This window comes from Chryseobacterium sp. WX, from assembly GCF_029542485.1.
Lineage (GTDB): Bacteria > Bacteroidota > Bacteroidia > Flavobacteriales > Weeksellaceae > Chryseobacterium > Chryseobacterium cucumeris.
This window is the reverse complement of record NZ_CP120710.1, coordinates 4,266,892-4,291,539: the sequence shown is the minus strand read 5'-3', so window position 1 is coordinate 4,291,539 and position 24,648 is coordinate 4,266,892. Positions and strand designations below refer to the sequence as shown.

Below are 24,648 nucleotides of genomic sequence, written 5' to 3'. Positions count from 1 at the left end.
TGCAAAACTAGAAGCATGGTACGCAATGTTTTTACGCAGTTAAAAATTAAGATAAAAAAGACGAAAAACGAAAAGGTGCAATAGTTTTATGAGTAAAAGCAGCATAATCTGCGGGAACTTTTTTTCCCACAGATTTCGCAAATGCACAGATGTTTGTATTTATTTATTCGTTGATAAATTTTTCGAGAAAACCGATCAGCTTTGTTCCTCCGTGACTCCAACGGATTCCATGACCTTCTTTTTCCCGGACTTCAAAAACCAGCTCATGCTTGTAATGGAAGAAAACATTCCACCAGGTTTTATGATCAAGGATGTCATTGATTTTTGCCATTACTTTTTCCTGCTTCTGTTGGTTATTTCCTTTTATCTCTCCCCAGAAATCATCATCCATTCTTCCAATATGCTTTTCCCAGGCTCTTTGTGCAATGGTAATTTCATTGTTGAATGGTTCTTTGCAGGCATTGATCAACGTTGCTTTCAAAGGCGGAATAGCATTTTCATCACGGATGCTGGCAGAGGTGAGCCTTTGTCCTAAAACATTCAGCCAATGTTCAAAAGGAATTTCTTCCAGAAGTTGAGCTTTTACATCATCTGAATCATTATTATCAAGAATCTTCATCAATTTTTCAAAGCTTTCTTTCCTGTCAATAATTATTTCTTCATTAAAATAAGGAAGGTGCAATTCTAAAGTATTGTCCTTAAACTTCTGGATATTTTTTTCCAGATATTTCAGATGTTCTTGTGCTAAAATGGCTTTGTATTGGCTTTTCCATGTTTCGGAGAACAGGGCAATATAAGGTTCGAACGGATTCATATTTTACTTCATTTTGATCAGATTAACAGGAATACTTTCTTCTGTAATCAAATATCCGATCAGATTAAACCATTCTTTACAGTGGTCCAGAATCCAGGCATCTGAGGAAATAACGATGGCTGAACTTTCTGCCAGGAATTTATCGGGATTGTATTGCAGATCTGCATCCCAATTGAGCTGATGCTCTTCGGCAAATTCCAGAATAATCTGTTTGATTCTTCCACTGTTGGAAACCGGCTTATCAAAGATCCATACCAATTGATCAATCTGACTTTTCCGGTAAAAAGAAGCTACCAATTCTACTGCTCTTAAGGTTTGATTCACTCTTTTATAAGTTCCATGCACACCTGAAAGATCACGGATACAGCCATCCAATCCTTCAAAAACATAAGCTTCGGAAAGCAGACTTTCCAGTAAAATAAGAACATTGAACCCATCAAGATATACCGTTTTATCTTTCAAATCTGAAGTACCAACATGCTTCAACTGTCTGTTATCAAGCTGTTGAATGGATGCTGACGCTCCCCTCAATGCTTGTATCTGACGGGTTTTCAGTCGATACCTGTTACCCACAAGATCAGAAGCCGCTTTTTCCGGATACTCTCTGCTCAACAGATACTGCATGTCTTCAACAGCCAGTCTCAGTTTGGAGATCTGATTTTCTGAGCCAAATAAGGTATCATCACCAGTATTTTTTCCGCGGTTTCTGTTATTCATATTCAAAAATAGAGTTTTTGGTGAATTTTTATGGTAAGAAATTGATTTTAATAAATAATGCTAAAAACCACCCCGTCAAAAATTCTTTGAATTTTTGCCACCCCTCCAAAGGATGGGAATTGGGTACTTTTGATGCAAATTTTGGACATAATACCATTTTTCTCATTCTGTACTGGGATCTGTTATGTTTTTTACAACAAAAGAGATATTTTATACAACATATTAACATTGATTAGGGATAAGTTTGCAAAGACTTAAAAATACCCTTATGAATACACTGAAAAAATTATGTTATCTGTCTGCTGCTATACTGTTATCAGCATCTTTTGTTTCATGCTCAAGTGATGACAATGAAATAAGTATTGAACAACAGACTCCCTCACAGCTATTGTCTTCCACTCCATGGGAAACTACAGCAGCCAAAGATAAAAATGGAAATAATGTAGCCCTTACCGATGCCAGCGTAGCCGGATATGTAGGTTTTGCTTACTTCAAAGCAGATGGAAAGTTTGCAATTTATAATCTGACTGACATATTAAGATCTATGGGAACATGGTCTGTAGATGCTCAGGGTAAAACAAGAACTATTGCAGCATTAAACCCGGATGGGACTACTATTTTCACCCGTGATGTTGAAATTCTTGTTTTGAACAGAAATGAGTTCACCTACAGAATTCGTCCTAACTCCAGCGATCAGTCAGTTTACTATGATATCATCCATACAAGAACCTCTCATGCGGAGCCAACGAACGGGCAGCTTACCCTGGCTTCTACTCCATGGGAAACTACTGGAGCTAAGGATAAAAGCGGAAATAATATTGCATTAAATGATGCCAGTGTAGCCGGATTTGTGGGATATTCTTACTTCAAGGCCAACGGAACTTTTAAAATTTTTGGGTTAAATGATGTATTAAGATCCGAAGGAACATGGTCTATCTCTCCGGATGGAAAGAAAAGAACACTTACCACTCCTACTTTTACCCGTGTTGTAGATATTCTGGTACTGAACGAAACAACATTTACTTACAGAATTACACCTGATGCTGCAAATCCATCTGTATTTTACGATATTATTCATTCCAAGGTCAATCATAAAGAACCTTTGTAGTGATTATTTTTTTGATAAGAAGGAAGAAACCGGGCCAATAATGGACCGGTTTTTATTTTTCCAGTTCTATCGGATTATCATATGCAAGATTTTGTTGTTGCTCTCTTTGCTTTTGTCGTACAATTTCCTGCCCTTTTAAAATTGTCGTTCCATAGCTTGCCAGTACAGCAGCGGCATTTTCTCTGGCAGTCTTTAATGCCTGTTCCAGTTTTGGCTGTGTAGTTTCTATGGCTTCTGTATATCTTCTTTTATTAATCTTAACAGGCTTACCTTTTAGTTCAGCAGTGGGTACGGATTTTACAAGTTCAAAATCAAAATCTCCTGTTTCATCGGCTATTTTGATGATCAGTCCCGGCAATCCACCAAATTTATAGGGACCATAGGGAAATGGAATTTCAGTGGAATACCATGCCACCCAGATTCTTCCTCTATAGCTGAGTTCGGCTTTTTTGCAGTGTAGTGTATTAATTATTTTTGATTCATTAATAAGTTTCCAGCCGTTCATAACGGGTTGCTTATACGTAAGCAATGACATTCCGGCTAACTGGAAATATTGTATATTTTCATTGGTCTGTAATATGGTGGAGAGAAATCTTGTTTTGGGTACTGATACTCCTGCAAGGCTAAGACTAATGCTTCCATCCGGATTCTTTGTTGTCTGCAGAGAGTTTTCTATCACCGAATCTCTTTTAAGAGATTGAACACTTGTAAAAAATGCCCGGTTATTACTTACCTGTAATGAGAACAGCTCCTCATGAATGTAATCTGTTTGTCTATTTAACCTGCCTTTTAAGCGGTATGTAAAATCTCCCTGCAAAGTATCTTTTTCATAGGATTGAGCGTATGATAAAATACTGTAAAGCAAAATTAATAATGTTATTAGTTTTTTATAGTAGTACATAAAGGGTTTTAATTATATATAGTCTTCCCACCATTTTTTCCAGACTGTAGTTCCCAACTGATCCAGATCTACTTTTTCTCCAATCATCGGAAGGGTTATAGGTATATTATTTTCTTCTGCATGTTTCGAAGCGAGCTCCAAAGGTTCATACCAGATGTGCTGGGCAAGTTTGAATTTAGAATTGTGTACCGGGATAAAATTTTTGGCTTTCAGTTCTTTTATTTCTGTGATCAACTGATCTGGCAGCGTATGAATATAGGGCCATTTTTCATTATACTGCCCATTTTCCATTACGGCTAAATCAAATGGTCCATATTTTTCCCCTATTTCTGTAAAATGATTTCCATAACCGCTATCACCGCCTAAAAACAGATTTTTCGCAGGTGTTTTTAAAACAAAGGAAGTCCAGAGTGAGATATTACGGTTCAGCAATCTGCCGGAAAAATGTCTTGCCGGAGTGAGTGTAATTCTGAAGCCTTCTGCAATGTCTATACTTTCCCACCAGTTTTTTTCGATAATTTTATCAAAGCTCCAGCCCCAATATTCGAAATGCTGTCCGGTTCCCAAACCACAAATAACTTTACCTACCTTATCTTTTAATTCATGAACGGTTTTATAATCAAGATGATCCCAATGGTCGTGGGAAATAAGCAGAAAGTCTATTTCCGGCATATGTTCCGGTTTGTAATAATCTGCCCCCTGAAAAGCTTTTATAGAACCGGGCATTGGAGAAGCATTTCCACTGAAAACAGGATCTATAAGAAATTTCTTTCCATCCAGCTGTATAAAATAGGAGCTGTGCCCAAACCATACCAACACATTTTCATCCGGACGAAGATTCTTAAGGTCAGTCTCTATAAACGGGAGAGCGGTTTTTGGTGATGTATTTTCTACTTTGCACAAGCTTTGAAGGAGCAACTTAGTCATGCTTTCTCCTTCTAACAGCGCCGGGGTTGTTAATATATTCTGAAATCGCCCGTTGAGATAATTCGGTAGTGTACTGAAATATTCTTTCCTTTTTTCATCCGGAAACTGTCCGAGCTGCTTTTTTAAACTTTTCATTCATTTAATTTTAAATCCAGTCATACTTTCCAGAGAATACACCCTGTTTTATTAACCGGAAAACCTTAATATAAAATAAATATAAGCATAAGATTTTGAGATATAAAAATAAAATTAAAGGATATGAAATTTAAATTCTTCGTTAATCAATGAAAGATTCTTAAAAAAGCCATTTAACCAATCCGAGCATGATAATTCCTAATATTAAACAGAATAGGATCATTACCGCAAAAATCTCCCCAAATTCTGTCCAAAACTTTTTATGATCGAAAGTAAAATCTGCAGGATTAATATAATAGACCTCATAAACCAAAGGATTTATTCGCAAATCTGGTCGAAAATACACAATTCCCTGGATGTATCTTCTTCGTAAAGCTCTCAAATTTCCAATATAAGTAGTGTAGCCTGCATCCATTCCATTAAAATCAACGTCTGCTACCGAGCCATTGTTATTTACTGTCAATATATAAGTTTTATGCCTTGGACTGATACTCACATCATATTCATCAGAAAAGGAATATTTTTTCAGGCTATTGTACAAAATTTTATCTATTGTTCCATCGGCTCTCTCATAGTGAACTCCTTTATCATCAACCTCTATCTTTCTGACAATTCTTTTTCTGATTCTCCTTTGGTAAAGAAAAAAACGATATAAACCGAAAGCAAGTGCCGGATAGTATAGTATGGCTACAATAACAAATATAACCGGTTTATCACTCATCACAACAGGCAATCCTATTATGATCAGAAACGCTGCCAACAATAAAAGCCCCCCAAAAGTCCTGGTCAGCCAGGTCATGAACCACCATGTTTTAGAAACTAATGGCAAAAAATCTTTTCTTACATCCTCTTGCATCTGTTCAAGATACAAAAAAAGTAAATAACCTTCAGTAAGCAGTTATGATCTTAATAGCTTCCCTCCTCCTGCTTCCAGCTTCCAAACTATAATACAAAAGAGCCACCGCAGTACACCGTGACTCTTTTTACTTAATTGAAAATAAGATATGATTATCGAAACTATAATATCGTATAGGTCTTTTCTGTACTTACATTATAAGTATCAGAGATGACATTGTCTACAAACCTCCATTCTGCAGTAGAACTTCCAGTGGTAAATTTCACATGCAGATATCCTCTTTTATAAAGATTGGCATAATCCAGATCATCAATCAGTAATGAAAATGCCTGGGCCAGTTCTATCGCTTTTGCAGGATCTGAAGTTATTCCCAGATATCCTTCCAAGCCAGGAGAAGAAACGGAGCTGCAAGCCAATTCTGTTCCGATAAACTTCCCTTGTGCATCGTTCAGTTTTCCTAACCATGCATTGTGGGTATCTCCCGCTAATACCACTACATTTTTCCCTGCAAGAACAGAATAAAGTTGTTCCCTCTCCATAAAATATCCATCCCATGCATCCAGATTGTATGGTAAAGTAGTTGTGATTCTTGCAATTTCCTGCGGAGTCAGTGTTGGATCCTGCTGCTGGTGTCTTGTTTTAAGAATAATCAGTTGAGTGATGGTATTCTGAAGGGCCTGCATGGTAGCCGGCTGTGCACTTCCGTGTTGCTTAATTTCTGCAAGAATCTGATTCAGCAGCATCAATAACTCTGCTGGAACCATCATTTTAGTCATTAAAATCTGCTGGCCCAGCACTTTCCATTTTGCAGTATCGCTATTGATCTGAGAGCCCAGCCATGCCATCTGCTCATTTCCGATTAGTTTTCTGTTTGTGCTTAAAAAATCTGTTTTAAACTGTATTTGATTAAAATTCCCAGTGCTATCAATATAATCGGAATATTCCATTTGCTTATCTCTTGCAATCACCCTTGTATCCATCATGTATAGTGAAAGGATATTCCCGAAATTGAAACTTCTGTAAATTCTCATATCTTTTCCCGTTTTAAGAGGAATATATTCGCTATATGCCTGGAAAGCCGCCATTTTTCTTGCCTGGAAATCGCCTTCGTTGGGCTGATGATTTTCTGCTCCGGATTTATAGGTATCATTAGCAAATTCATGATCATCCCAAACACAGATGAACGGTTTTTTCTGATGAAGAAGCTGAAGATTTTTATCTCCTCTGTACTGCCTGTATCTTTCTCTGTAATCGCTGAGGTTAAGAATTTCCTTCGCCGGCTGATGAGCTCTTCCTAACTGATTGGTGTAAGGATTTGTTCCGTATTGTCCCGGAGCATATTCATAAATATAGTCTCCAAGGTGTACTACAACATCAGCTTCAGATTTTGCAATTGCACCGTATACATTAAAAAGTCCTGCAGGAAAGTTGGAACAAGACACCACTGCCATTTTCACTTCACTTACAGCATCCGATTTTGAAGGTAAAGTAAGGGTTTCTCCTGTCACACTCACTTCTTTGGTCTTACTGTTATAGAATCTATAATAATATTTTGTGTTAGAAGAGATATTCTGTACATCTACAGCTATAGTAAAGTCATTTACTGCCATAGCATTGGCCTGCCCTCTTCTTACCACCTCCGAAAAAGTATTGTTTTTGCTAATTTCCCATGTAATTTCTGCATCCGTTCCCTTTGAATATCGGGTCCAGATAATAATTCCTGTTGCACTCGGATCAAAACTTGCGACCCCGGATTCAAAACCTCCGTTTTGGAGATTATCGGGAGCATTTCCATTTTCAGTAAAATCGTCACTGCAACTTTCGATAAGAGGAGCAAGAAAAATTCCTCCGGCTGCCAATAGTGAATTTTTAAGAAATCTTCTTCTGTTGAATTGGTGGTTGTTTTCCATCATTACTTTTTTTGCAAAGCAACGGTATATGAAGAAGAAAATTGTTAACTAAATTTTAAATGTATTTTATGGTTTTTTAAACAAATGTTTAATGTTATGCATAGTAAGTTTTATGCTAAAATCCTATTTGTTTTATTTTAATTCGAAATTGATTTTTCAATCTCTTTAATATAAATAGACGGAGTAGTTCCTGTCTTTTTCTTAAAAGCAATCGAAAATGCCTGAACGTTATTATAACCTATTTCTTCTGCAATAGCAGGTAATTTATAAGAACGAAATTTCTTATCTTTTACAAGCTGATCTAAAGCATAATCAATACGTAAATCATTAAGATAAGTTGTGAAATTTTTACCTTTATGATTATTAATAATCTCCGATAAGTAAGCAGTATTGGTTTTAATATTTTTTGCAAGACTTGTTAATGTAATCCCATTTTTCAAAAAATGAAGTTTGTTTTCGAAATTGTCCAGATCCCTTAAGATAGATTGAGCAACATCTTCGGGAACCGTTTTAATTGTTTTGGTTTCACTTTCAACCTTTACCGGTTCGTATATTTCTACTGGTTTATCATTTTTATTTTGAGCTGCTTCAAGATTTCTTTTTTCAATCAAATGAATTAAGTCCTGAGCAATTTTTCGATGTTCTTTCTCAGCTTTCTTAGTTTTATAATAAAAATAGGTAAGTAAAAGTAATATTAAAGTTAAAATACTAACAGAAACATACAAAAATGTTTTTTTATTTTTTAATTCATTTATTATAACTTCTTTTTCTTGTAAAAGATTGGGCGTATCATATTTTTGGTGCAACTCCGTTGATAAGTATCGAAATTGTTCATCAAGCTTTTTATCAACTTTTAGAAAACGGTCAATATAATAGAGTTGCTTTTCTTTATCGCCGTTTTCCCTATAATAATCTATTAGAAAAGTATATACATCTCCTAACTCTGGAAAAGTAATCTCCGTTTTTTTTACATTGGAATCTATCTGAGTAAAATATTTTATCGCCTCTTGTTTGTTATTCAATTCTTCATAACATTTTCCCAGACTATATAATACAAAATTTTGATTGTTATCATTAATACTTGAAAAATAAGTATACGCCTTTGTTAACTCAGCAATTGCAGCTTGATAATTTTTGGTTTTAAGATGCAGCTGTCCAGATAAATATAAATACTGATTCCTATTATATATATTCTTTTGTACAAAGGGAGAATTCAATCCTTCCTGAATGAAAAAACTGGCAGAATCAATTTTATTTATTTTAATATAGCAGTACGCAAGACTTACCCGCATCTGATCATGCTGATATTCATCTGTTATATCGTGGGAATTCAATAAATAATATCTAAATGTTTTTGCTGCCTCTTTATTTTTCCCCATATAGCTATTTAAATAGGCAATGTTCATATTAGCATAAGCTATTTGCTTCAAATTCTTTTGCTTTTTAGAATATTCCAAACCTAAAATATAGTTATCAAGGGCAGCTTTTAAATTGTCATATTTATAGTATAAATTTCCTTTTATAATAAATGTTCTGGCTGGATATACATCTCCTTTCGCATTTTTTGTAATCATAGCCAGACTATCAATATACTTTAAGGCCACAGGGAAGTCCTCAGTTGAATGCATAAGATTATATCCTTCTGCAATTTCAAGGATATTTTTTTCTTTTTTTGCTTTTGCTAAGTAATATTGAGAAATAACTTGTGCTTCTAACTTTTTATTAGATTCATCATAAACATTAAATTTATTTCTTAACTCCTCATAATTCAATAATTTTAAACTATCAATTTTATTTTGAGCAAAAAATAGACTACAAAAGAATGCTAATAAAAGCAGGAATATCTTTTTCATTAATTTTTCTATACCGTACAAAAATATTCATTTTTTCAAGAAAATACATAATCTGTATTTTGATTTTAACTAATTGATCATTATTATTTTATTGACATTTTACAAATATGTATTTATAAATCTATAGATATATTTTCAGTGGGGTCAAAGAAATATTGCTTTCTTTGTAAAATTAATTTTTATAAACAATAACAATCATGAAAAAAGAAAACAACGCGCAAAAGAAATTGTCTTTAAAAAAAGTACAGATTATGAAGATTAATGATTTAAAGAGAATCCATGGAGGATATGGAGGGAATGGTAATCAGGTATCTTTAGATGAAAATGGCGAAGTTGATCCAAACACTCCCATTAAACATACAATCAAGCCTTAAATAAATATGAAAAACTTAATATTTGTCATTATTGCTATTTTATACGTACTTCCCGTAAAGGCTCAAAAAAACAATTTAGCACCTTCAAAACCTGTTACAGAAAATTATTTTGGAACTAAAATAATAGATGAATATAGAAACCTTGAGGATCTTCAAAATGCAGGAACTATAAATTGGATGCAGTCTCAAACCAATTATACCAATTCTATATTAAATCAAATTCCTAAAAAAAACTATTATGTTGAAAAAAGGTTAGAATTTGACAGAAGGCAGGGGTACTCTATATCAGATTTTGAAATTACCGATAATGACAAATATTTTTATTTAAAGAAAAATGGTGATGAAAAGATTGCAAGATTATATTATAAGGAAGGCTTTTTAGGCCAAGAAGTATTGCTATATGATCCTGCTATGTATAAAGAGAATAACGGAAGTCATTCTTTTGTTATCAATTATATAAGTCCATCTTCGGATGGCAGTAAAATAGCTGTTTCCATGTCTGAAAAAGGAAAAGAATTATCAGAAATAATTATCCTGGATGTAAAAACGAAATATGTACATCCTGAGATTATTACCAACTCTGCACCCGCTACTTTCGATGGAATAAAATGGATAGATGATAATACGGGGTTTATCTATGTCGAGTTTTCTACAACTGACCCAACATCTCAAAACTTTTATAAAAATACAAGAACTGTATTCTATAAAATTGGAACTGATCCTAATAAATCGGTTGACGTTTTTTCTGCTAAAAACAATCCTGATCTACATATTACCGAAGATCAATTTCCTATCATTTTAGACTTTAGTGCTGATGATCAATACTATATTGGCATGTTGGTTGATTTCCAGTCTTATAGAAAAACATTTATCATTCGTAAACAGGATTTATTATCAGGTAAAAAAAATTGGAGATTATTTTCCAATTCGGACGATAAAGCTAAAAGTTTAACTTTTCAAAAAGATAAAATATTTTTTATATCAGGTTACAATACTTCTCTCAATAAGCTATGTAAAACCAGTATTATCAATCCTGACTTTAAGAATGGTGAAGTTTTGATTCCTGAAAAAAAAGACGAAATTATTAAAAGCTATACCATCACAAAAGATGGTATTTATTATACCACTACAAAAAACGGAGTAGAAGCTAAACTATACTTATATAAAAACGGACAAAATCATTCTATTGAGCTTCCCTATCCATCCGGAGATATTAATTTAAGAGGCAAAGGAGAAAATCATTCTGATATCTGGATAACTTGCTCCGGCTGGGCCAATGATGAGCAAAGATTTAAATATGACCTAAAGACCAATTCTTTCAAGCCAGAAAATCTTACCCCTATTACTAAATATCCCGAGTTTCAGGATATTATTGTTAATGAAATCATCGTGAAATCAAGAGATGGACAAGAAATCCCGGTATCCTTACTATATAATAAAAACATCAAAAAAGATGGTAAGAATATGACTCTTATTAGCAGCTATGGTTCTTATGGTATTTCTAATAATCCCTATTTTTCCCCCACCTATTTATTATGGGTTCAACAAGGTGGTGTAGTTGCAATAGCTCATGTAAGAGGAGGAGGAGAAAAAGGAGAAGAATGGCGCTTAGGAGGATATAAAGAAACTAAACCCAATACCTGGAGGGATCTAATAGATTGTACAGAATATCTGATAAAAGAAAAATATACCTCACAAGAAAAAGTAGCGATTTGGGGTTCCAGTGCCGGAGGAATTACTGTAGGGAGAGCCATGACGGAGAGACCTGACCTCTTTAAAGTAGTTATTGCAGAAGTAGGAGTAATGAATCCGTTAAGAGATGAAATAACCCCTAATGGCCAGCCCAAAGAATTCGGAACGGTTAACGATCCAAAAGAATTCAAAAGTTTGCTGGAAATGGATGCTTATCAGCATATTAAAAAAGGAGAAAAGTATCCTGCTACTTTTATAACCGGAGGAATAAACGACCAGCGGGTTATAGTCTGGGAACCCGTAAAATATGCTGCTAAACTAATGTTTAATGATGCTTCTTCCAATCCTCAGTTATTAAAAATAGATTTTGAAGGAGGTCATGGAAATAATGTTGCAGTAGATCAAAGATATACTAATATTGATGATATATTTACTTTTGCATTTTGGCAATTAGGCCATCCCGACTACCGACCAAAAGAACAAATAAAAAATTAGATGTCACGCTTCCCTTATCATTTTTTTAATGAGTATATAGTACGAACCCCTTTATTCTCACTAAAGAGCTTTCAGGAACAACTTAGTCAAGATGAAATTTCAGATAAAAACTTAAAAGAGATTTTTAACAATCCTGTTTTTAGGGAGGCTATCTATCTTGCCTCCTCTCATCTATATGAAAAGTTTGACAAATGGCTTAGCTCAGAAAAACCATTATCATCCAAAGAGTTTCATAAACTCAAAAATACCCTTCTAAAATATTATAGCCGAATGAGTACCCGTTGTACTCCATTCGGCTTATTTTCTGGTATAGGATTAGGAGAATTTTCTTTAGAAGCATCAAAATTTTCCGACAACACAACAGGATACCAACTACCTACTGATCAATTAGTACGGGATACCAGATTAGATATGCATTTTCTTGTTTCTCTTGCACAATACTTTACACAACTACCCATAGTAAAGAATAAGCTTTTATTTTTTCCTAATAACAGCATCTATAAAATAGGTAATAGAATTCGATATATAGAATATCAATATACAGGAGGAAAAAGAGAATACATTATTTCCTCGGCTCCAATATCTGCAGAGTTACAGCAAATAATAAATTTTTCAAAACAAGGTAAAACCATTAGTGAAATTTCTCATATCCTGCTTAATAAAGAGATAACAGAAGATGATGCAAGAGAATTTGTAGAAGAATTGATTGCTAATCAGGTTCTGGTAAGTGAGCTTGAACCTAATGTATCAGGAACTGATTTTTTAAATACTATTATTACTGTTCTAAATAGATTAAAAATAAAAAATGAAACTGATATTTTACTTTCTTTAAAGAATAACTTGGAGAAACTGGATTTAAATATTGGTAATCCTACTATATTATACGATGAAATCAGAGATCTGATACAATCGTTCACTATGGAGTATGAACAAAAATATCTTTTTCAGACGGATCTCTATAATATCTCTCCTTTTTACTTATCCCCAAGTTGGAAAAAACAATTAAAAACAGGAATAAGTTTTCTGAATAAAATCACTTTAACACAAAAGGAAAATCAATTTTCCAGATTTAAAAAAGCTTTTGTCGAAAAGTTTGATACTCAGGAAATGCCTCTGCTATATGTCTTAGATACTGAAATAGGTATAGGATATAAGCAAAATACATCTTCAAAAGGCATTCATCCTTATATAGAAGATTTAATACTCCCTATTTCACAGGAAAAACAAAATAAAAATATTGAGCTTACTCCGATCCAGATAATACTTAATGAAAAGTTACAGGAAGCTCTACTAGATAACCAATATAGTATAGAACTAACTGATCCGGATTTTGAAGATTTCCAGGAAAACTGGGATAATATGCCTGATACCACTTCTATCATGGCAGAAATAATTTCTGAAAATAATCATGAAAAAATATTCTTAAATGCAAGCACAGGAACTAGTGCCGGTACTCTTTTGGGGCGATTCTGTTCTGAAAAATCAAAAGTACAGAATCTTATCAAAAACATTGCTGAAAAGGAAAAAGAACTCAACTCTGATGTGATCTTAGCTGAAATCATTCACTTACCTGAAGCAAGGATAGGAAATATAATAAGAAGACCTACTTTGAGAACGTATGAAATTCCTTATTTAGCTCAATCTTTATTGCCTCAAGAAAATCAGATATCTACAGAGGATCTATATATTTCTTTAAAAAATGATGAGATTATTTTACGTTCAAAAAAACTAAATAGGAGGGTTATTCCTTATCTCACAAACGCCCATAATTACTATACCAATACATTACCTGTCTATCATTTCTTATCAGATTTACATACACAGAATATCAAACCCGGGCTTTATTTTAATTGGGGCGACTTAGAATATATTTATACATTTTTGCCAAGGGTAGAATATCGTAATATAATTCTTTCAAAAGCGCGGTGGAAGATTACAGAAAAAGATATTTTTTTGTTAGATCAATTAAAATTGAACAAAAAAGATTTTTTACAGGAACTAAAAAACTGGAGAAACAAAAGAAAAATTCCGGACTGGATTCAATGGTCCAAATTTGACAATACTTTAACCCTGGCTCTTGAAAATTATGATATGGCAAAGCTTTTTATTGAAACTGTTAAAAGCCAAAAATCAATCATTATAGAAGAATTTTTATCGAATGAAAACGATCATTTCAGACAGGAGTTTATTTTTCCACTGTATAAAGCCGTAAAAGAAAAAAATAAGTAAGATATTTAATAATGCAACGAACTTTTATCCCCGGAAGTAATTGGTTATACTTGAAAATATATACAGGTATAAAAACTTCTGATATAATCCTGGAAGAAGCCATACATCCTTTAATAGAGCTATTTCAGAAGAACGGCTATATTTCCGAATGGTTTTTTATACGGTATTATGATCCTAAATCTCATTTGAGGATAAGATTAAAATTAAATGATCCCCAATACTATCATGAAATTCTTAACACTGCTCAAAATATTTTTCAGCCATATATAGATAGTGGAGAGATTTTTACCATTATGGTCGACACCTATAAACGGGAAATTGAAAGGTATGGAAAGAATACCATGGAAGAAATAGAAACCCTATTTCACAAAAATAGTGAGTTCACGTTGGAGTGTTTACATTATGATGATGAGGAAAAGATCATAGTCAGCTTGTTTTATATGGATGAGATGTTGAATAAACTTAATCTTCCCATCCAAGAAAAGCTGGAGTGGATCAAATATTTTAATCATACTTTTAAACAGGAATTTAATGCCGATAAAAAACTCAATAGCCAGTTAGACAAAAAATACCGCGAGTTTAAGCCTAAATTTGTAGACTTTATTAATTCTAAAGAATTTTTGGAAGAAAGAAGCTCTATTATTTCTAATATTGAAGAAAAGAACACTGCGCTACAAAACATTCTTCATAAACATAAAAATCAATCTTTAGAAATGCCTCTGCAATTCTTATTTCAGAGTATTTTCCATATGAATATCAACAGAATATTTGTTTCCCAGCAAAGATTATTTGAAATGGTTATTTATGATTATCTAGTGAGATATTATAAAACGCTTGCTTATGAATCATTCTTATAAAGAATTTTTCAAAATACCCCATTCTTTTTCCTCAGTTTCCTGATATTATTCGCCGAAAAAAAAAACACTTTCCAATAGTATCCTATAAATTCTTATGCAGGATACTATTGAAAACACAACAGACTAGCAAACAATAATTTACACAACATTCAATTCTCATTTAAATTTATAAATCCATAAGGATTTTCATCCAAAATTTATAAATCCCACTATACTTTTCTTGTATCATCGAAAAAGCACACGCATCTTTGCCTTGGTTAGAAACACAAATAATCTTAACCTTTTTATATCTGCGCAATATAAAAATGAAACAAGCCTGATCAGCAGAAAACCCATGTCAGGGATTATATGACAAAATTAATTATCATAAAAAAAACAAAATTATCATGAACAAAAAAATCAGAAACTCAGTTTTCGCAGGTGGAATGGCATTCGTATTTGCATTAAATTTTTTAGTACCTAATGTAGTTAAAGCACAAGGTATCGCCTATGGAGATCAAGTACAGTCTTCTAACACTTCACGCCAGGCGCTTCCTCCAGGTTCAAGTGTATCTGCTGTTGCCGGCACCGTTCTTCTTGCTGTAATGGTTGTTTCAGCTCTAGTAGATGGTCTTCACGCAACAGATGATGTTTCAGCAAACATCCAGAACTTAGACTAATAATGATTTAATGGCTCATTAATACAATGAGCCATTTTTATTCCTGACAGTTATGAAAAAAGCAATTAAAATATTTATCGTTACCTGTGTATCAATTTATTGGCTTTTTACATTTTTATACAATTCACCCAATAATTTTATAAAAATTGAGTATCAAAAAGAAATGAAACTATTTTCTACTTTTTTTGCTCAAAAATGGAGTTTTTTTGCCCCTCCACCACAATTTAACTACAAACTTTATTTTACCTATCTGGATGAGAATAAAAATGAAATTGCTGCTTTCGAAGTCTATTCTTCAATTATAGAATCAAAACGAAATACAAGGCCATTTAATGGCAGAGCCGAGATGGTAGACTATACAATTTATGGATCTATCGAAGGTATCGTTAATACAATAGTGAAAGAAAGAACTGAAATAAATACTACACAACCCGAGCTAAATCTTCACAATGCCAATCTTCTGGCAGTACAAAGACTCAATGAAAATCCTGAACAAGTTCAAGGTTTTCTCCTTTTAAAAGACTATGCGAAGATTGTTGGAAAAGATAAAATGTCTGCCGAAAAGTTAAAGACAGTAAAATATGTAACGATAAACATAAATTCTGAGGAAATTAAAAAATTTGCTAATAGAGAAAGTAAAAAGCCAAATGTAGAATCTAAAATAATTGCTTTCAATCCTTATCCTTTTTAAAATGAAAAAACTATTCCATTCAAATCACTATATATATCTTTCGATTTTCAGGATATTGATATCAATACACGTGTTTAAAAAATATTTACAATTATTTTTTAATAAGGATCTCATCACTGATGCTACATTTTTGAAAGGAGCACCTGTTAATCCAATATTTCAGTTATTTGGAATTCAGCAATCCTCTATTTTTCAAAATATTAATATTATTCTTAGTGCTATAATGTTGCTAAGTATTTTATTTGCCTTTGGAATTTTCAGGTATGTCACTCCCTTATTGTTATATATTTCCGTAGAAATTGTTCAAAGAGCATATCCTTTTATATTAAATGGTGGTGATAATTTATTGAAATTTCTTTTACTGTACATGATTTTTACGGATTGCTACAGGTATTTCACATTAAATAACAGTACCGGACAAAAAAAAGATAGTATCAGCTATTTTGTCAATCAAATATCCGTTTTATCTATAAAAATTCATTTATCTTTGATTTATTTCGTTTCTGCCGTATTCAAACTTAATGCTAAAGTATGGTTCAGCGGTGTTGCCACTTATTATACATTACAATTAGAAAGATTTAAGGGAACAGAAATGAATAATATACTAGCAAAAAATGGGATTTTTGTGACACTTTCTACCTATATTACTTTAATGTGGGAGTTAGCATTTCCTTTTCTTGCATGGCATAAAACCGGTAAATACGTTGTGTTTGCTCTTGGAATAATGATCCATCTGGGAATATACATTTTTATGATGATCCATGATTTTGAAATCCTATTTATGATGTGTTATGGTTTTTTCATAAGTGATGAAGAATGGAAAAAGGCTGGAGTATATTTTCAAAAAATTGTATCGCTATTCAAAAGAAAAATATTTATTAAAGAATATGCTTAAGAGATATCTGAAACTGAGATTAAAATTATTACTTAAAGCGTCAAACCAAAGTATGGATATTGGTGTTTTAGTAAGTATAATACTTTTATTTTTACTTTTTTTTAAAACGAATCATAATGGCTATTATGCATTAATTTCATCAACTGTTTTATTTATCATTCATTTTACTCGAAAGGATATTAATTTTTTAAAAAATATTTTAGGAAAGCAATTCTATATAAGCCTTGCATTAGAATATTTGATAATTTGGATATTTATAAATTTATTTTTCGTTTTCAAAGAAAATAACTTTGCCTTTTTGGGAAATGGTTTTATATGCTTCATTTTACCATTATTAAAGCTTAAAAAATATTTTGCAAACCCAAGGTTTATCAATAAACTCCCTAATGCATTATTAGAGTGGAAAGCCTATATACGAAAGAATATTATAATTTTCTTTTCCTTTGTATTACTTTCCGTTTTCTTAGGATATCATCCTGCAACTTTGATAATATTAGGATTATGCTGGCTACATATTCTTTTGCATGTTTATTCACTCCAGGAAAATAAAGAAATTCTCATTCTGCAATTCTCAAAATTCAGATTAGAAAAAAAAATCATATACTCTTTTCTGATTTGCTTGATGATCTCCATTCCTGCTATAATCAGCTTTGCATTTTTAAATCCTCTACAAAAAGATTATATAATTTATTTCAGTTTTTATCTTTTTCTTTCAAATTATGTTATTATTATTAATAAGTACGTAAATTATAATGAAAAAATAAAGGTAACTCATATCAATGATGCTGAATTTTTCAAATTTACACTTATTATTGGGCTACTAATTCCAGCAATAATTTACATTATAAACAATAGAAAATCAGCCTTAAAGAAAATTACAAAGTATGTTTAGTATACAAAATATCACCTTGAGTTATAACTCCAAAAAAATTTTGGATAACCTAAGTTTAAATATAAATGAAGGAAGCATATTCGGTGTTCTTGGAAGGAATGGTGCGGGAAAAACAACTTTATTTGAATCTATTTTTCAAAATACAAGATACCATGGAAAAATAGTATTACAAGACCAACCCATATATAAAAGAGATATTTCATATTTGGAATCTGAAAATTACTTTTATCCTTATCTGTCGGTTAACGATATTTTAAACCTGTTTATTCATGATAACGAGGATGAAAAGATAACAAGACTGACAAATTTCTTTAATATTCCAACAGACGCTATTGTTGAAAAACTTTCATTAGGAACCAAGAAGAAACTTGCAATCCTTTGTAATATTTTAATTGACAGACCCATATACTTATTTGATGAACCATTTAACGGACTCGATTTTGAAAGTGTCGAAAAGTTTTATTTTATCATTGATGACCTCAAAAAAAGAAATAAGATCGTTTTGATAAGCTCTCATATTATGGAAACTCTTACAAATTGTTGTGATTATATCGGACATTTACAAAATGGAAAATTCGCTAAAATTTACCTATCAGAAGAATACCATTTAATAAGGACACATCTTACAGAAGATATTCAGAAAGATTGGGTCTCTTACATCAACATTTAGCATTTAAAAACTAATTTCTATGGACAATAACCTTATTTCATTGGAGTATATTTTTATTACTTCAATAGTGATCGCTTTATCCTTTACAGGATGTATTTATGGCATTGCATACTATCTTTCTTATGATAATTTTAGTATGACTGCAGTTGCTTTTTTCCCTATTCTATCATTGTTTATTGCTTTTATGATCGCTGCAATTATTTTGTTTCTGTCACTAAAGAAATATAAGAAGGTAAAACAGGTAAATCATATCGCCAATTTTTATTATGTGATTTGTACGTTCATTCTTAGCGCCATCATGATTTTTTTGATTGATGTTTTCGTGTATGCTTTAATTGATAAAACATTGTCTTTAAAATATGCTGAAACATTGCAGATGATATCCAGACAATATGCGGTAACCTCAAAAAATATTGATTACATGAAAAAAATTCCATTTATTCTTCAAAGTGGAGTCATGATATTTACAGGGCTTTTGGCAGGGTCATTTTCTTCGTTATTCATTTTATCACAATATAAAAACATAAAAACGCAGCCAGACTTGCAATCTATTTAAAAATTTACAAAATGAAAGTTATTATTTATGATTCTGAATGTAAGTTTTGCACAAGGTTTTCCAAATGGAGCCAATCTAACGTTAAAACACTGGAAATCATTTCCGTAAGAAACAAAGAAGCAAGGAAAATTCTTCGTGATAAAGGAATTAAGTTTATAGATCTTCAGACCATCTATTTTGTGAATGATAATGAAGTCTGGGTACGTTCGAAGGCAATATTTGAAATATTTGCCCACTTTACTTCTCCCTGGAGAATTATTTCTTTTTTCTCTTTTTTACCTACTCCCTTCACGGATTTTTGGTATAAAATTTTTGCAAAATACAGATACAAATTTTAAAAATTAACCCATGAAATACTTATTGATACTACCGTTATTCTTTTTAACCACTATCAAAATCAAAGCTCAGGAGATCAATCGTTTTTTCTATGAAGTACAATATAAACCTAAAAAAGATTCTACAAGAAATGAAACTGCAATGATGGTTTTAGATATTAAAAAAGATCAATCGATTTTTAAAGATTATCAATTAATTGTTTCAGATTCAATCTCCAACGAAGTATTTAAAAAAATGCAAAAAACAGGCATTTACGAAAATCAGTCAGCACCTCCGAATGTCAGATTTACCTATTCTGTAACAAAAAAATATCCGGACATGGAAGTTCAATATACTGAAGATATTATGAACGGATTGACTCCTCTTACCTTTGGCTATCAGGAAAAAATAAATTTTGATTGGAAAGTTCAGAAAGAAAAGCAAAAAATCGGCGAATATAATGCCCAAAAAGCTATAGTAAATTTTGCGGGAAGAAAATGGGTTGCCTGGTTTTGTCCTGATCTTCCTTTTAATGAGGGTCCTTATAAATTTAATGGTTTACCTGGATTAATTGTAAAAATAGAAGATGATCAACACAATTATTCATTTACCTTAAAAGGAAATAAAAAAGCGAAAGATAACAGTGAGGATTCACTTGTTAAAAAGTTCACCAATGGTAATGTGAAAATAGTAGAAAAAGCAAAATTTATAAAAACCTTTGAAAATTACAAACAGGATCCTTTAGCTGCCATGAGAAATGAGCTAACTCCTCAATTATTAAGTATGACAATGCCTGGAACTGACATGAAGGTAAAGGACTTTATTGAGAAACAAGGGAAGGAAATAAAAGAATCTTACAAGCTTAACAATAATCCTATTGAAAAAGAATAATAAAGTTATTTAATAAAAAATCTATATGTAGGGCAGTATGTCCTACTTTTTTATAGCCCTGCACCAATACAGTATTATCATTTAAACCTGAACCTGTATTTCAGTATATAGTTTTAAGACAAAAAAAAAGCACCTACATTTTTGTAAGTGCTTGATTTTCTGTGGTCCCACCTGGGCTCGAATATGACAATGTTTCAAATTGAGATTGAGTATTTTATATATTATTTCTTTAAAAGGTGTGCCTGAAAGTGTACCTTTTTACTATCATAATAGGGAAATGTCTGGATTATATTGTTAATTATAGTTATCTGTCTGAATACACTATTTACAAAAGATAATCTTTCAATTAATTGTGTTTATACAAATTATACTATCATAATAGGGGAAGATATATATTTCAATATGTTTAATTATTTGTTTAGTTCATCTATTATATCACTCTGCCAAAATATTTTAGAGTTAGCTTCAAGGATTGTGACCTTTCCTTCTCCATAACCAGCCCCTGTATCTAAATTCCATATATTATAGTTATTCATAGGTTTTGTTTCATTCCAATTTAATGTTGGGGTATGTCCTATAAATATTTCCTTATGTGATTCAAATATTCTCAATTCTTCAGGAAGTTCATTAGTTTCATTACTTAACAAAGCTAATTCCCAAAGGCTTCTATCCCAATAGTATGTTTCAGAATTATCATTTCCTAAACCATTAGGAGATGTAAAACCTGCATGAACATACCCTCTGTTCTTAGTATCAATGTAGAAATCAAACATTTCATTAAAGAAATTTAAATGTGCTTCACTATCCAAATAGGCTGTTCTTATATAAGAATCAATAGTTGCCGTACCTCCATTCATTAACCACTCCATACTGATTTCTCCTGATTTAAGCCATTTGTGGCAGTAATTATCATGGTTTCCTTTAATGAATAAAGGTTTGTACAAGCATTTTTCTGCTAAGTCAATGTAGAATTGAACTAATTCAGCACTTTCAATACCTCTATCAACTACATCTCCTAAATTTATTAATAGGTCTTCATTTGGATTGAATTTGCATCTTTCTAAGACTTGTTTTACAGCTTTTAAGTTTCCATGATTGTCAGTTGTGATAAGTATTCTTCCCATTTGTATTTATATTTTTTAGATTTTTAAAATTGAACCAATTAAGTTGTTTGTGTAAGGAAAAGAGTTTGAAAAAGATATTAGTTTAATCTGATTAGTAGAGGGCAGATATAGACTCCAAAAATCTATTTTACCCATAAAAAATTTATTTATGATAATACCATATTTTAGATTTTCATTACTTAATGTTGAAAAATTCTTTGATAAATTAGCATTAAGTTTATTGTAGGCAGTTCTGTGTTTATTATCAAATTCATGAATGACTACTTCAAGCCTATCCCAATAAAATATTACTTTTGTTATGCTTGGCTTTAAGTTAAAAATCTTATTCACTTTAGATCCAACCCATAAATACTTATCACACATTGGTACCTCTTCACAAATTAATATTTCCAGATTCCATTCATATTTTTCATAATCCTCTCCTATTTCTAAAGATAGAAATAGATCTTTCATTTACATTTGAGATTAAAAAAACCACCTGCTTCGAGGTGGTTTCATTTTACAGCTTCAGATATAATTTTTTGTACATATTAATCTTAATTACATAGTAAATCAAAAGTCCTATCAACAAGCCTTGAAGTAGAGAAAAACCTGCAATTATCATCCTTACTTGTGGTGCTGACTCATAAGAATTTAAATTTGTGTTATATAGATAGTTTTCTCCAAAATATAATTCCATCAGTTCATTCTTTTCTGTAAACCCTCCTAAATAATAAAATAAACTCGCTGAAATCAAAAAAGAAAATAATACTATCCTGCTAAGAATAGAATTGCTTATTTGGGGCAGTTTTTGATTTTCAATTTTGGGAGGAAGCTTTGTAATACTTTCTCTCAGCTCTTGAACAGATTGAATATTTTTCCATCCATTAAATCCATCAGTCCATACCAAATATTTGTTTGTTAAGTTCATAGCTTTTAGCTCTTCTATTGTGTATGGTCCTGTTTGTTGACCCTCTAAGGAAATAAAGTATTTTTTCATGCTAAAAATTAGTTATCAGTTGAATATTTTAGATTGTAACCTTTGTTAATCAACATATTTCACTTTTGGCTTAGGAAATTTTTTGATATATTCTTGAGCCTTTTCTGGTTCAATAATATCAAATGAAGCTTTTCCTGTTGTTAGACCATAAGCTGGACTAAGCCTTATGTAATAAGTCTTTCCCTCTTTAGCATTTACAGTAAAGAAATCTTTATTTTCAGTCTGATCCTTTCTAATCTTGTTGCCCTCAAAAGCTCCTTCTAAATTGTATTTACCTGCATCTACATCCCAACACAGATAGTTTTTATAATCAAGCCTTCCTATCATATTTCCATTAGATGATAGGGTTATATAATAATGGCTTAATTTCCCTGTTGGTCTAATAACATAAATTCTTGCTTTATTAGGAAGAACCTCTGTATTTATATTCGGAAATTCAACATATTGAGATGTTTGAGAATATAGGTAAGTTGAGAAAAATAGAATGATTAGGAATAAAGTTTTTTTCATTGTTTTAAGTTTAGTTAGCAAATTAATTATAATTCATGTTTACACATTACGGGAATCCATAACGAGATAAAATTCAATGTTGCCATATATGGCATTACAATCTGTAAATATATTAAGTTCCTTTGACCTGACAAATATGGCAAGTTGGATAAATCTGAAATTCTTAAAAAAATTGGTAAAAGAATTAAAGAGGTGAGATTACAGAAAGGAATCTCACAAGCTGATTTAGTTGGCAAAATGGATGGAAATATTGATCCTACAAATATTTCAAGAATTGAAGCTGGTAGAACCAATCCTACAGTAATTACACTTTTCAGAATTGCAGAAGCAATGGATATGAAGCTTGCAGATTTAGTAAATCTTGAATCTACTGAAATTTAAAATTTGGCTATTTGTTAATTATATTAAGCTTTACTTCTTATTTATCCTGTTTGTTTCCACTTTAATCTAGTAGCTCAGAATAATATTATTCTTAGTAGAGTTTATTCAATCCATTAACTTAATGGCTAAAAAAGAGTTATGATTTGGCTATGATATATATGTAGTGATATTTTTATGTAGTATAAAAAATATCTAAAATCATCCAAATTTAAATTCCCTTACAGTGGTCTAAAGAAAATTAAATATATAATTATAACAATCCATCATCAGCAAAACTGAAATAATTTTCTTTTGAAATAATTAAATGATCCAGAAATGCTACATCCATCAAATCACAAGCTGATTTTAATTTCTGGGTTACATCAATATCAAATTTGCTAGGGACAAGATTTCCACTTGGATGATTATGAACTAAAATAATTCCACTAGCTAAGGTTTTCAGAACAATTGAAAGTATAATCTTCACATCAATGATGCTAGAAGACATACCTCCTTTGGATAAATCATAGACACCTAAAGCCTTATTTGCTCTGTTGAAAAGAATTATTTTAACTTCCTCATACATTTCCATTGTATCAAGATTCCAATGGTTTGTGATTAAACTGTATGTTTCTCTGCTATTACTTATTTTTTGTTCAGATATTATATTGGGAGAATAAGAAACAAGTAATTCTGCCACTTTTAAATTTTGATTCATGTGGTAAAAGGGTGTTTGTGAGTAAATAATTTTTGAATAAATGTCCATTTTATGTGATAATACTATATACTGGTACACAAAATGGACATTTTAGTAACATAAAAATCCGTCCAAAATTCTCAAACCCAATATATGGATTTAGGAAAAATGGACAGATTATTTTTATGCAAAAGCTTCTTCAAGTTGCTTTGCCAGTTTCTCTTCGGAACTTTCTACACCTTCAGGAAGGTAAATGTATTTATGTTCCAAAGAAATGGTTTCCCCAGATTCTTTGATTACATACTGATATGGTTCAGTTTTAATTTTTGAAACTTTGCCAGGCATCTGACTTCCTACCAAAGCTTTGCATGTTTCTTCATCAAATGTAGTTGATACAGTAGCTTTCTTAGCTGTAGCATAGTATTGACCTGTGGCTTTACTTAATACCATTTCAATACCACCTTGTACTTCTAAAAGATAAAACTCTGTTCCATCTTCTTTTTGTCTTTGTTTGTAGCCTAAAATTCTTACCATTGTTTTT

The 24,648-nt window shown here is 31.7% G+C and carries 27 protein-coding genes; 14 read left to right on the top strand and 13 right to left on the bottom strand.

All coding sequences use genetic code 11. The annotated features are described in order from the left end of the window. Window positions 1-163: 163 nt before the first annotated feature. Together PZ898_RS19465 and PZ898_RS19460 are read right to left on the bottom strand one after the other, a co-directional pair. Window positions 164-814: a hypothetical protein gene (locus PZ898_RS19465; RefSeq protein WP_277693998.1), complete on the bottom strand. Its 651-nt coding sequence runs from the start codon at window positions 812-814 to the stop codon at window positions 164-166. 3 nt (window positions 815-817) lie between these two features. Continuing rightward, the gene (locus PZ898_RS19460) at window positions 818-1,531 is read right to left on the bottom strand and encodes a DUF434 domain-containing protein (RefSeq protein ID WP_062675560.1); all 714 of its coding nucleotides are present in this window, start codon (window positions 1,529-1,531) and stop codon (window positions 818-820) included. A 268-nt stretch (window positions 1,532-1,799) separates the two neighbouring features. Here PZ898_RS19460 and PZ898_RS19455 point away from each other — a divergent pair, with 268 nt between their 5' ends. Beyond that, on the top strand, window positions 1,800-2,639 hold the full coding sequence (locus PZ898_RS19455) for a DUF4822 domain-containing protein (protein ID WP_184935590.1): 840 nt from the start codon (window positions 1,800-1,802) through the stop codon (window positions 2,637-2,639). A 52-nt stretch (window positions 2,640-2,691) separates the two neighbouring features. On the opposite strand, the gene PZ898_RS19450 is transcribed toward PZ898_RS19455, so the two are convergent. The 5 genes from PZ898_RS19450 to PZ898_RS19430 all read right to left on the bottom strand — a co-directional run bounded on the left by PZ898_RS19450 (window position 2,692) and on the right by PZ898_RS19430 (window position 9,221). Then, on the bottom strand, window positions 2,692-3,540 hold the full coding sequence (locus PZ898_RS19450; protein ID WP_120233387.1) for a GLPGLI family protein: 849 nt from the start codon (window positions 3,538-3,540) through the stop codon (window positions 2,692-2,694). A gap of 12 nt (window positions 3,541-3,552) precedes the next feature. After that, window positions 3,553-4,602, bottom strand: coding sequence for an MBL fold metallo-hydrolase (locus PZ898_RS19445; protein WP_277693997.1), 1,050 nt, complete (start codon window positions 4,600-4,602; stop codon window positions 3,553-3,555). 160 nt (window positions 4,603-4,762) lie between these two features. Beyond that, on the bottom strand, window positions 4,763-5,458 hold the full coding sequence (locus PZ898_RS19440) for a hypothetical protein (RefSeq protein WP_277693996.1): 696 nt from the start codon (window positions 5,456-5,458) through the stop codon (window positions 4,763-4,765). Between the two features lie 161 nt (window positions 5,459-5,619). Then, complete coding sequence (locus PZ898_RS19435) at window positions 5,620-7,371, bottom strand: alkaline phosphatase D family protein (protein WP_062675564.1); 1,752 nt, start codon at window positions 7,369-7,371, stop codon at window positions 5,620-5,622. A gap of 134 nt (window positions 7,372-7,505) precedes the next feature. Further along, on the bottom strand, window positions 7,506-9,221 hold the full coding sequence (locus tag PZ898_RS19430) for an AraC family transcriptional regulator (protein WP_277693995.1): 1,716 nt from the start codon (window positions 9,219-9,221) through the stop codon (window positions 7,506-7,508). 197 nt (window positions 9,222-9,418) lie between these two features. Here PZ898_RS19430 and PZ898_RS19425 point away from each other — a divergent pair, with 197 nt between their 5' ends. From PZ898_RS19425 to PZ898_RS19370, 12 genes are all read left to right on the top strand, one after another. Beyond that, a complete protein-coding gene (locus PZ898_RS19425; protein WP_157885784.1) occupies window positions 9,419-9,595 on the top strand; it encodes a hypothetical protein in 177 nt (58 codons plus the stop codon). Between the two features lie 6 nt (window positions 9,596-9,601). Then, complete coding sequence (locus PZ898_RS19420) at window positions 9,602-11,782, top strand: prolyl oligopeptidase family serine peptidase (protein WP_062675566.1); 2,181 nt, start codon at window positions 9,602-9,604, stop codon at window positions 11,780-11,782. Beyond that, window positions 11,783-14,011, top strand: coding sequence for a lantibiotic dehydratase family protein (locus tag PZ898_RS19415; RefSeq protein WP_277693994.1), 2,229 nt, complete (start codon window positions 11,783-11,785; stop codon window positions 14,009-14,011). A gap of 50 nt (window positions 14,012-14,061) precedes the next feature. Continuing rightward, window positions 14,062-14,868, top strand: a complete 807-nt coding sequence (locus tag PZ898_RS19410; protein ID WP_277693993.1) for a thiopeptide-type bacteriocin biosynthesis protein — start codon at window positions 14,062-14,064, stop codon at window positions 14,866-14,868. 386 nt (window positions 14,869-15,254) lie between these two features. After that, a complete protein-coding gene (locus tag PZ898_RS19405; protein WP_062675569.1) occupies window positions 15,255-15,527 on the top strand; it encodes a hypothetical protein in 273 nt (90 codons plus the stop codon). Window positions 15,528-15,579: 52 nt separating this feature from the next. Then, on the top strand, window positions 15,580-16,218 hold the full coding sequence (locus tag PZ898_RS19400) for a hypothetical protein (RefSeq protein ID WP_277693992.1): 639 nt from the start codon (window positions 15,580-15,582) through the stop codon (window positions 16,216-16,218). Between the two features lies 1 nt (window position 16,219). Further along, window positions 16,220-17,113: a hypothetical protein gene (locus PZ898_RS19395; RefSeq protein ID WP_277693991.1), complete on the top strand. Its 894-nt coding sequence runs from the start codon at window positions 16,220-16,222 to the stop codon at window positions 17,111-17,113. Window positions 17,114-17,165: 52 nt separating this feature from the next. After that, window positions 17,166-18,005: a hypothetical protein gene (locus PZ898_RS19390; RefSeq protein ID WP_131797543.1), complete on the top strand. Its 840-nt coding sequence runs from the start codon at window positions 17,166-17,168 to the stop codon at window positions 18,003-18,005. Further along, entirely contained in the window at window positions 17,998-18,675 is a 678-nt protein-coding gene (locus PZ898_RS19385) for an ATP-binding cassette domain-containing protein (RefSeq protein WP_120233379.1), read from the top strand. The genes PZ898_RS19390 and PZ898_RS19385 overlap by 8 nt, the downstream gene beginning before the upstream one ends. 19 nt (window positions 18,676-18,694) lie before the next feature. Continuing rightward, window positions 18,695-19,231, top strand: coding sequence for a hypothetical protein (locus PZ898_RS19380; protein ID WP_062675573.1), 537 nt, complete (start codon window positions 18,695-18,697; stop codon window positions 19,229-19,231). A gap of 11 nt (window positions 19,232-19,242) precedes the next feature. Next, complete coding sequence (locus tag PZ898_RS19375) at window positions 19,243-19,569, top strand: DCC1-like thiol-disulfide oxidoreductase family protein (RefSeq protein WP_062675574.1); 327 nt, start codon at window positions 19,243-19,245, stop codon at window positions 19,567-19,569. A 10-nt stretch (window positions 19,570-19,579) separates the two neighbouring features. Next, entirely contained in the window at window positions 19,580-20,437 is an 858-nt protein-coding gene (locus PZ898_RS19370; protein ID WP_277693990.1) for a GLPGLI family protein, read from the top strand. Between the two features lie 410 nt (window positions 20,438-20,847). On the opposite strand, the gene PZ898_RS19365 is transcribed toward PZ898_RS19370, so the two are convergent. From PZ898_RS19365 to PZ898_RS19350, 4 genes are read right to left on the bottom strand one after another with little or no spacing between them, the layout of a single operon-like run. Continuing rightward, window positions 20,848-21,561, bottom strand: a complete 714-nt coding sequence (locus PZ898_RS19365; protein ID WP_089856767.1) for a metallophosphoesterase — start codon at window positions 21,559-21,561, stop codon at window positions 20,848-20,850. Window positions 21,562-21,576: 15 nt separating this feature from the next. Next, window positions 21,577-22,014 (bottom strand): hypothetical protein, encoded by a 438-nt coding sequence (locus PZ898_RS19360; RefSeq protein WP_089856765.1) that lies wholly within the window; start codon window positions 22,012-22,014, stop codon window positions 21,577-21,579. A 46-nt stretch (window positions 22,015-22,060) separates the two neighbouring features. Continuing rightward, window positions 22,061-22,540 carry a DUF4339 domain-containing protein gene (locus PZ898_RS19355; protein ID WP_277693989.1) on the bottom strand — a complete coding sequence of 160 codons (480 nt, stop codon included), beginning with the start codon at window positions 22,538-22,540 and terminating at the stop codon, window positions 22,061-22,063. A gap of 45 nt (window positions 22,541-22,585) precedes the next feature. Continuing rightward, window positions 22,586-23,050 (bottom strand): hypothetical protein, encoded by a 465-nt coding sequence (locus PZ898_RS19350; RefSeq protein WP_089856761.1) that lies wholly within the window; start codon window positions 23,048-23,050, stop codon window positions 22,586-22,588. Window positions 23,051-23,194: 144 nt separating this feature from the next. On the opposite strand from PZ898_RS19350, the gene PZ898_RS19345 reads away from it, so the two are divergent. Further along, a complete protein-coding gene (locus PZ898_RS19345) occupies window positions 23,195-23,431 on the top strand; it encodes a helix-turn-helix transcriptional regulator (protein WP_089856759.1) in 237 nt (78 codons plus the stop codon). 250 nt (window positions 23,432-23,681) lie between these two features. On the opposite strand, the gene PZ898_RS19340 is transcribed toward PZ898_RS19345, so the two are convergent. After that, on the bottom strand, window positions 23,682-24,128 hold the full coding sequence (locus PZ898_RS19340; RefSeq protein WP_089857171.1) for a JAB domain-containing protein: 447 nt from the start codon (window positions 24,126-24,128) through the stop codon (window positions 23,682-23,684). A 162-nt stretch (window positions 24,129-24,290) separates the two neighbouring features. After that, on the bottom strand, window positions 24,291-24,641 hold the full coding sequence (locus PZ898_RS19335) for a hypothetical protein (protein WP_089856756.1): 351 nt from the start codon (window positions 24,639-24,641) through the stop codon (window positions 24,291-24,293). Between the last annotated feature and the right edge of the window lie 7 nt (window positions 24,642-24,648).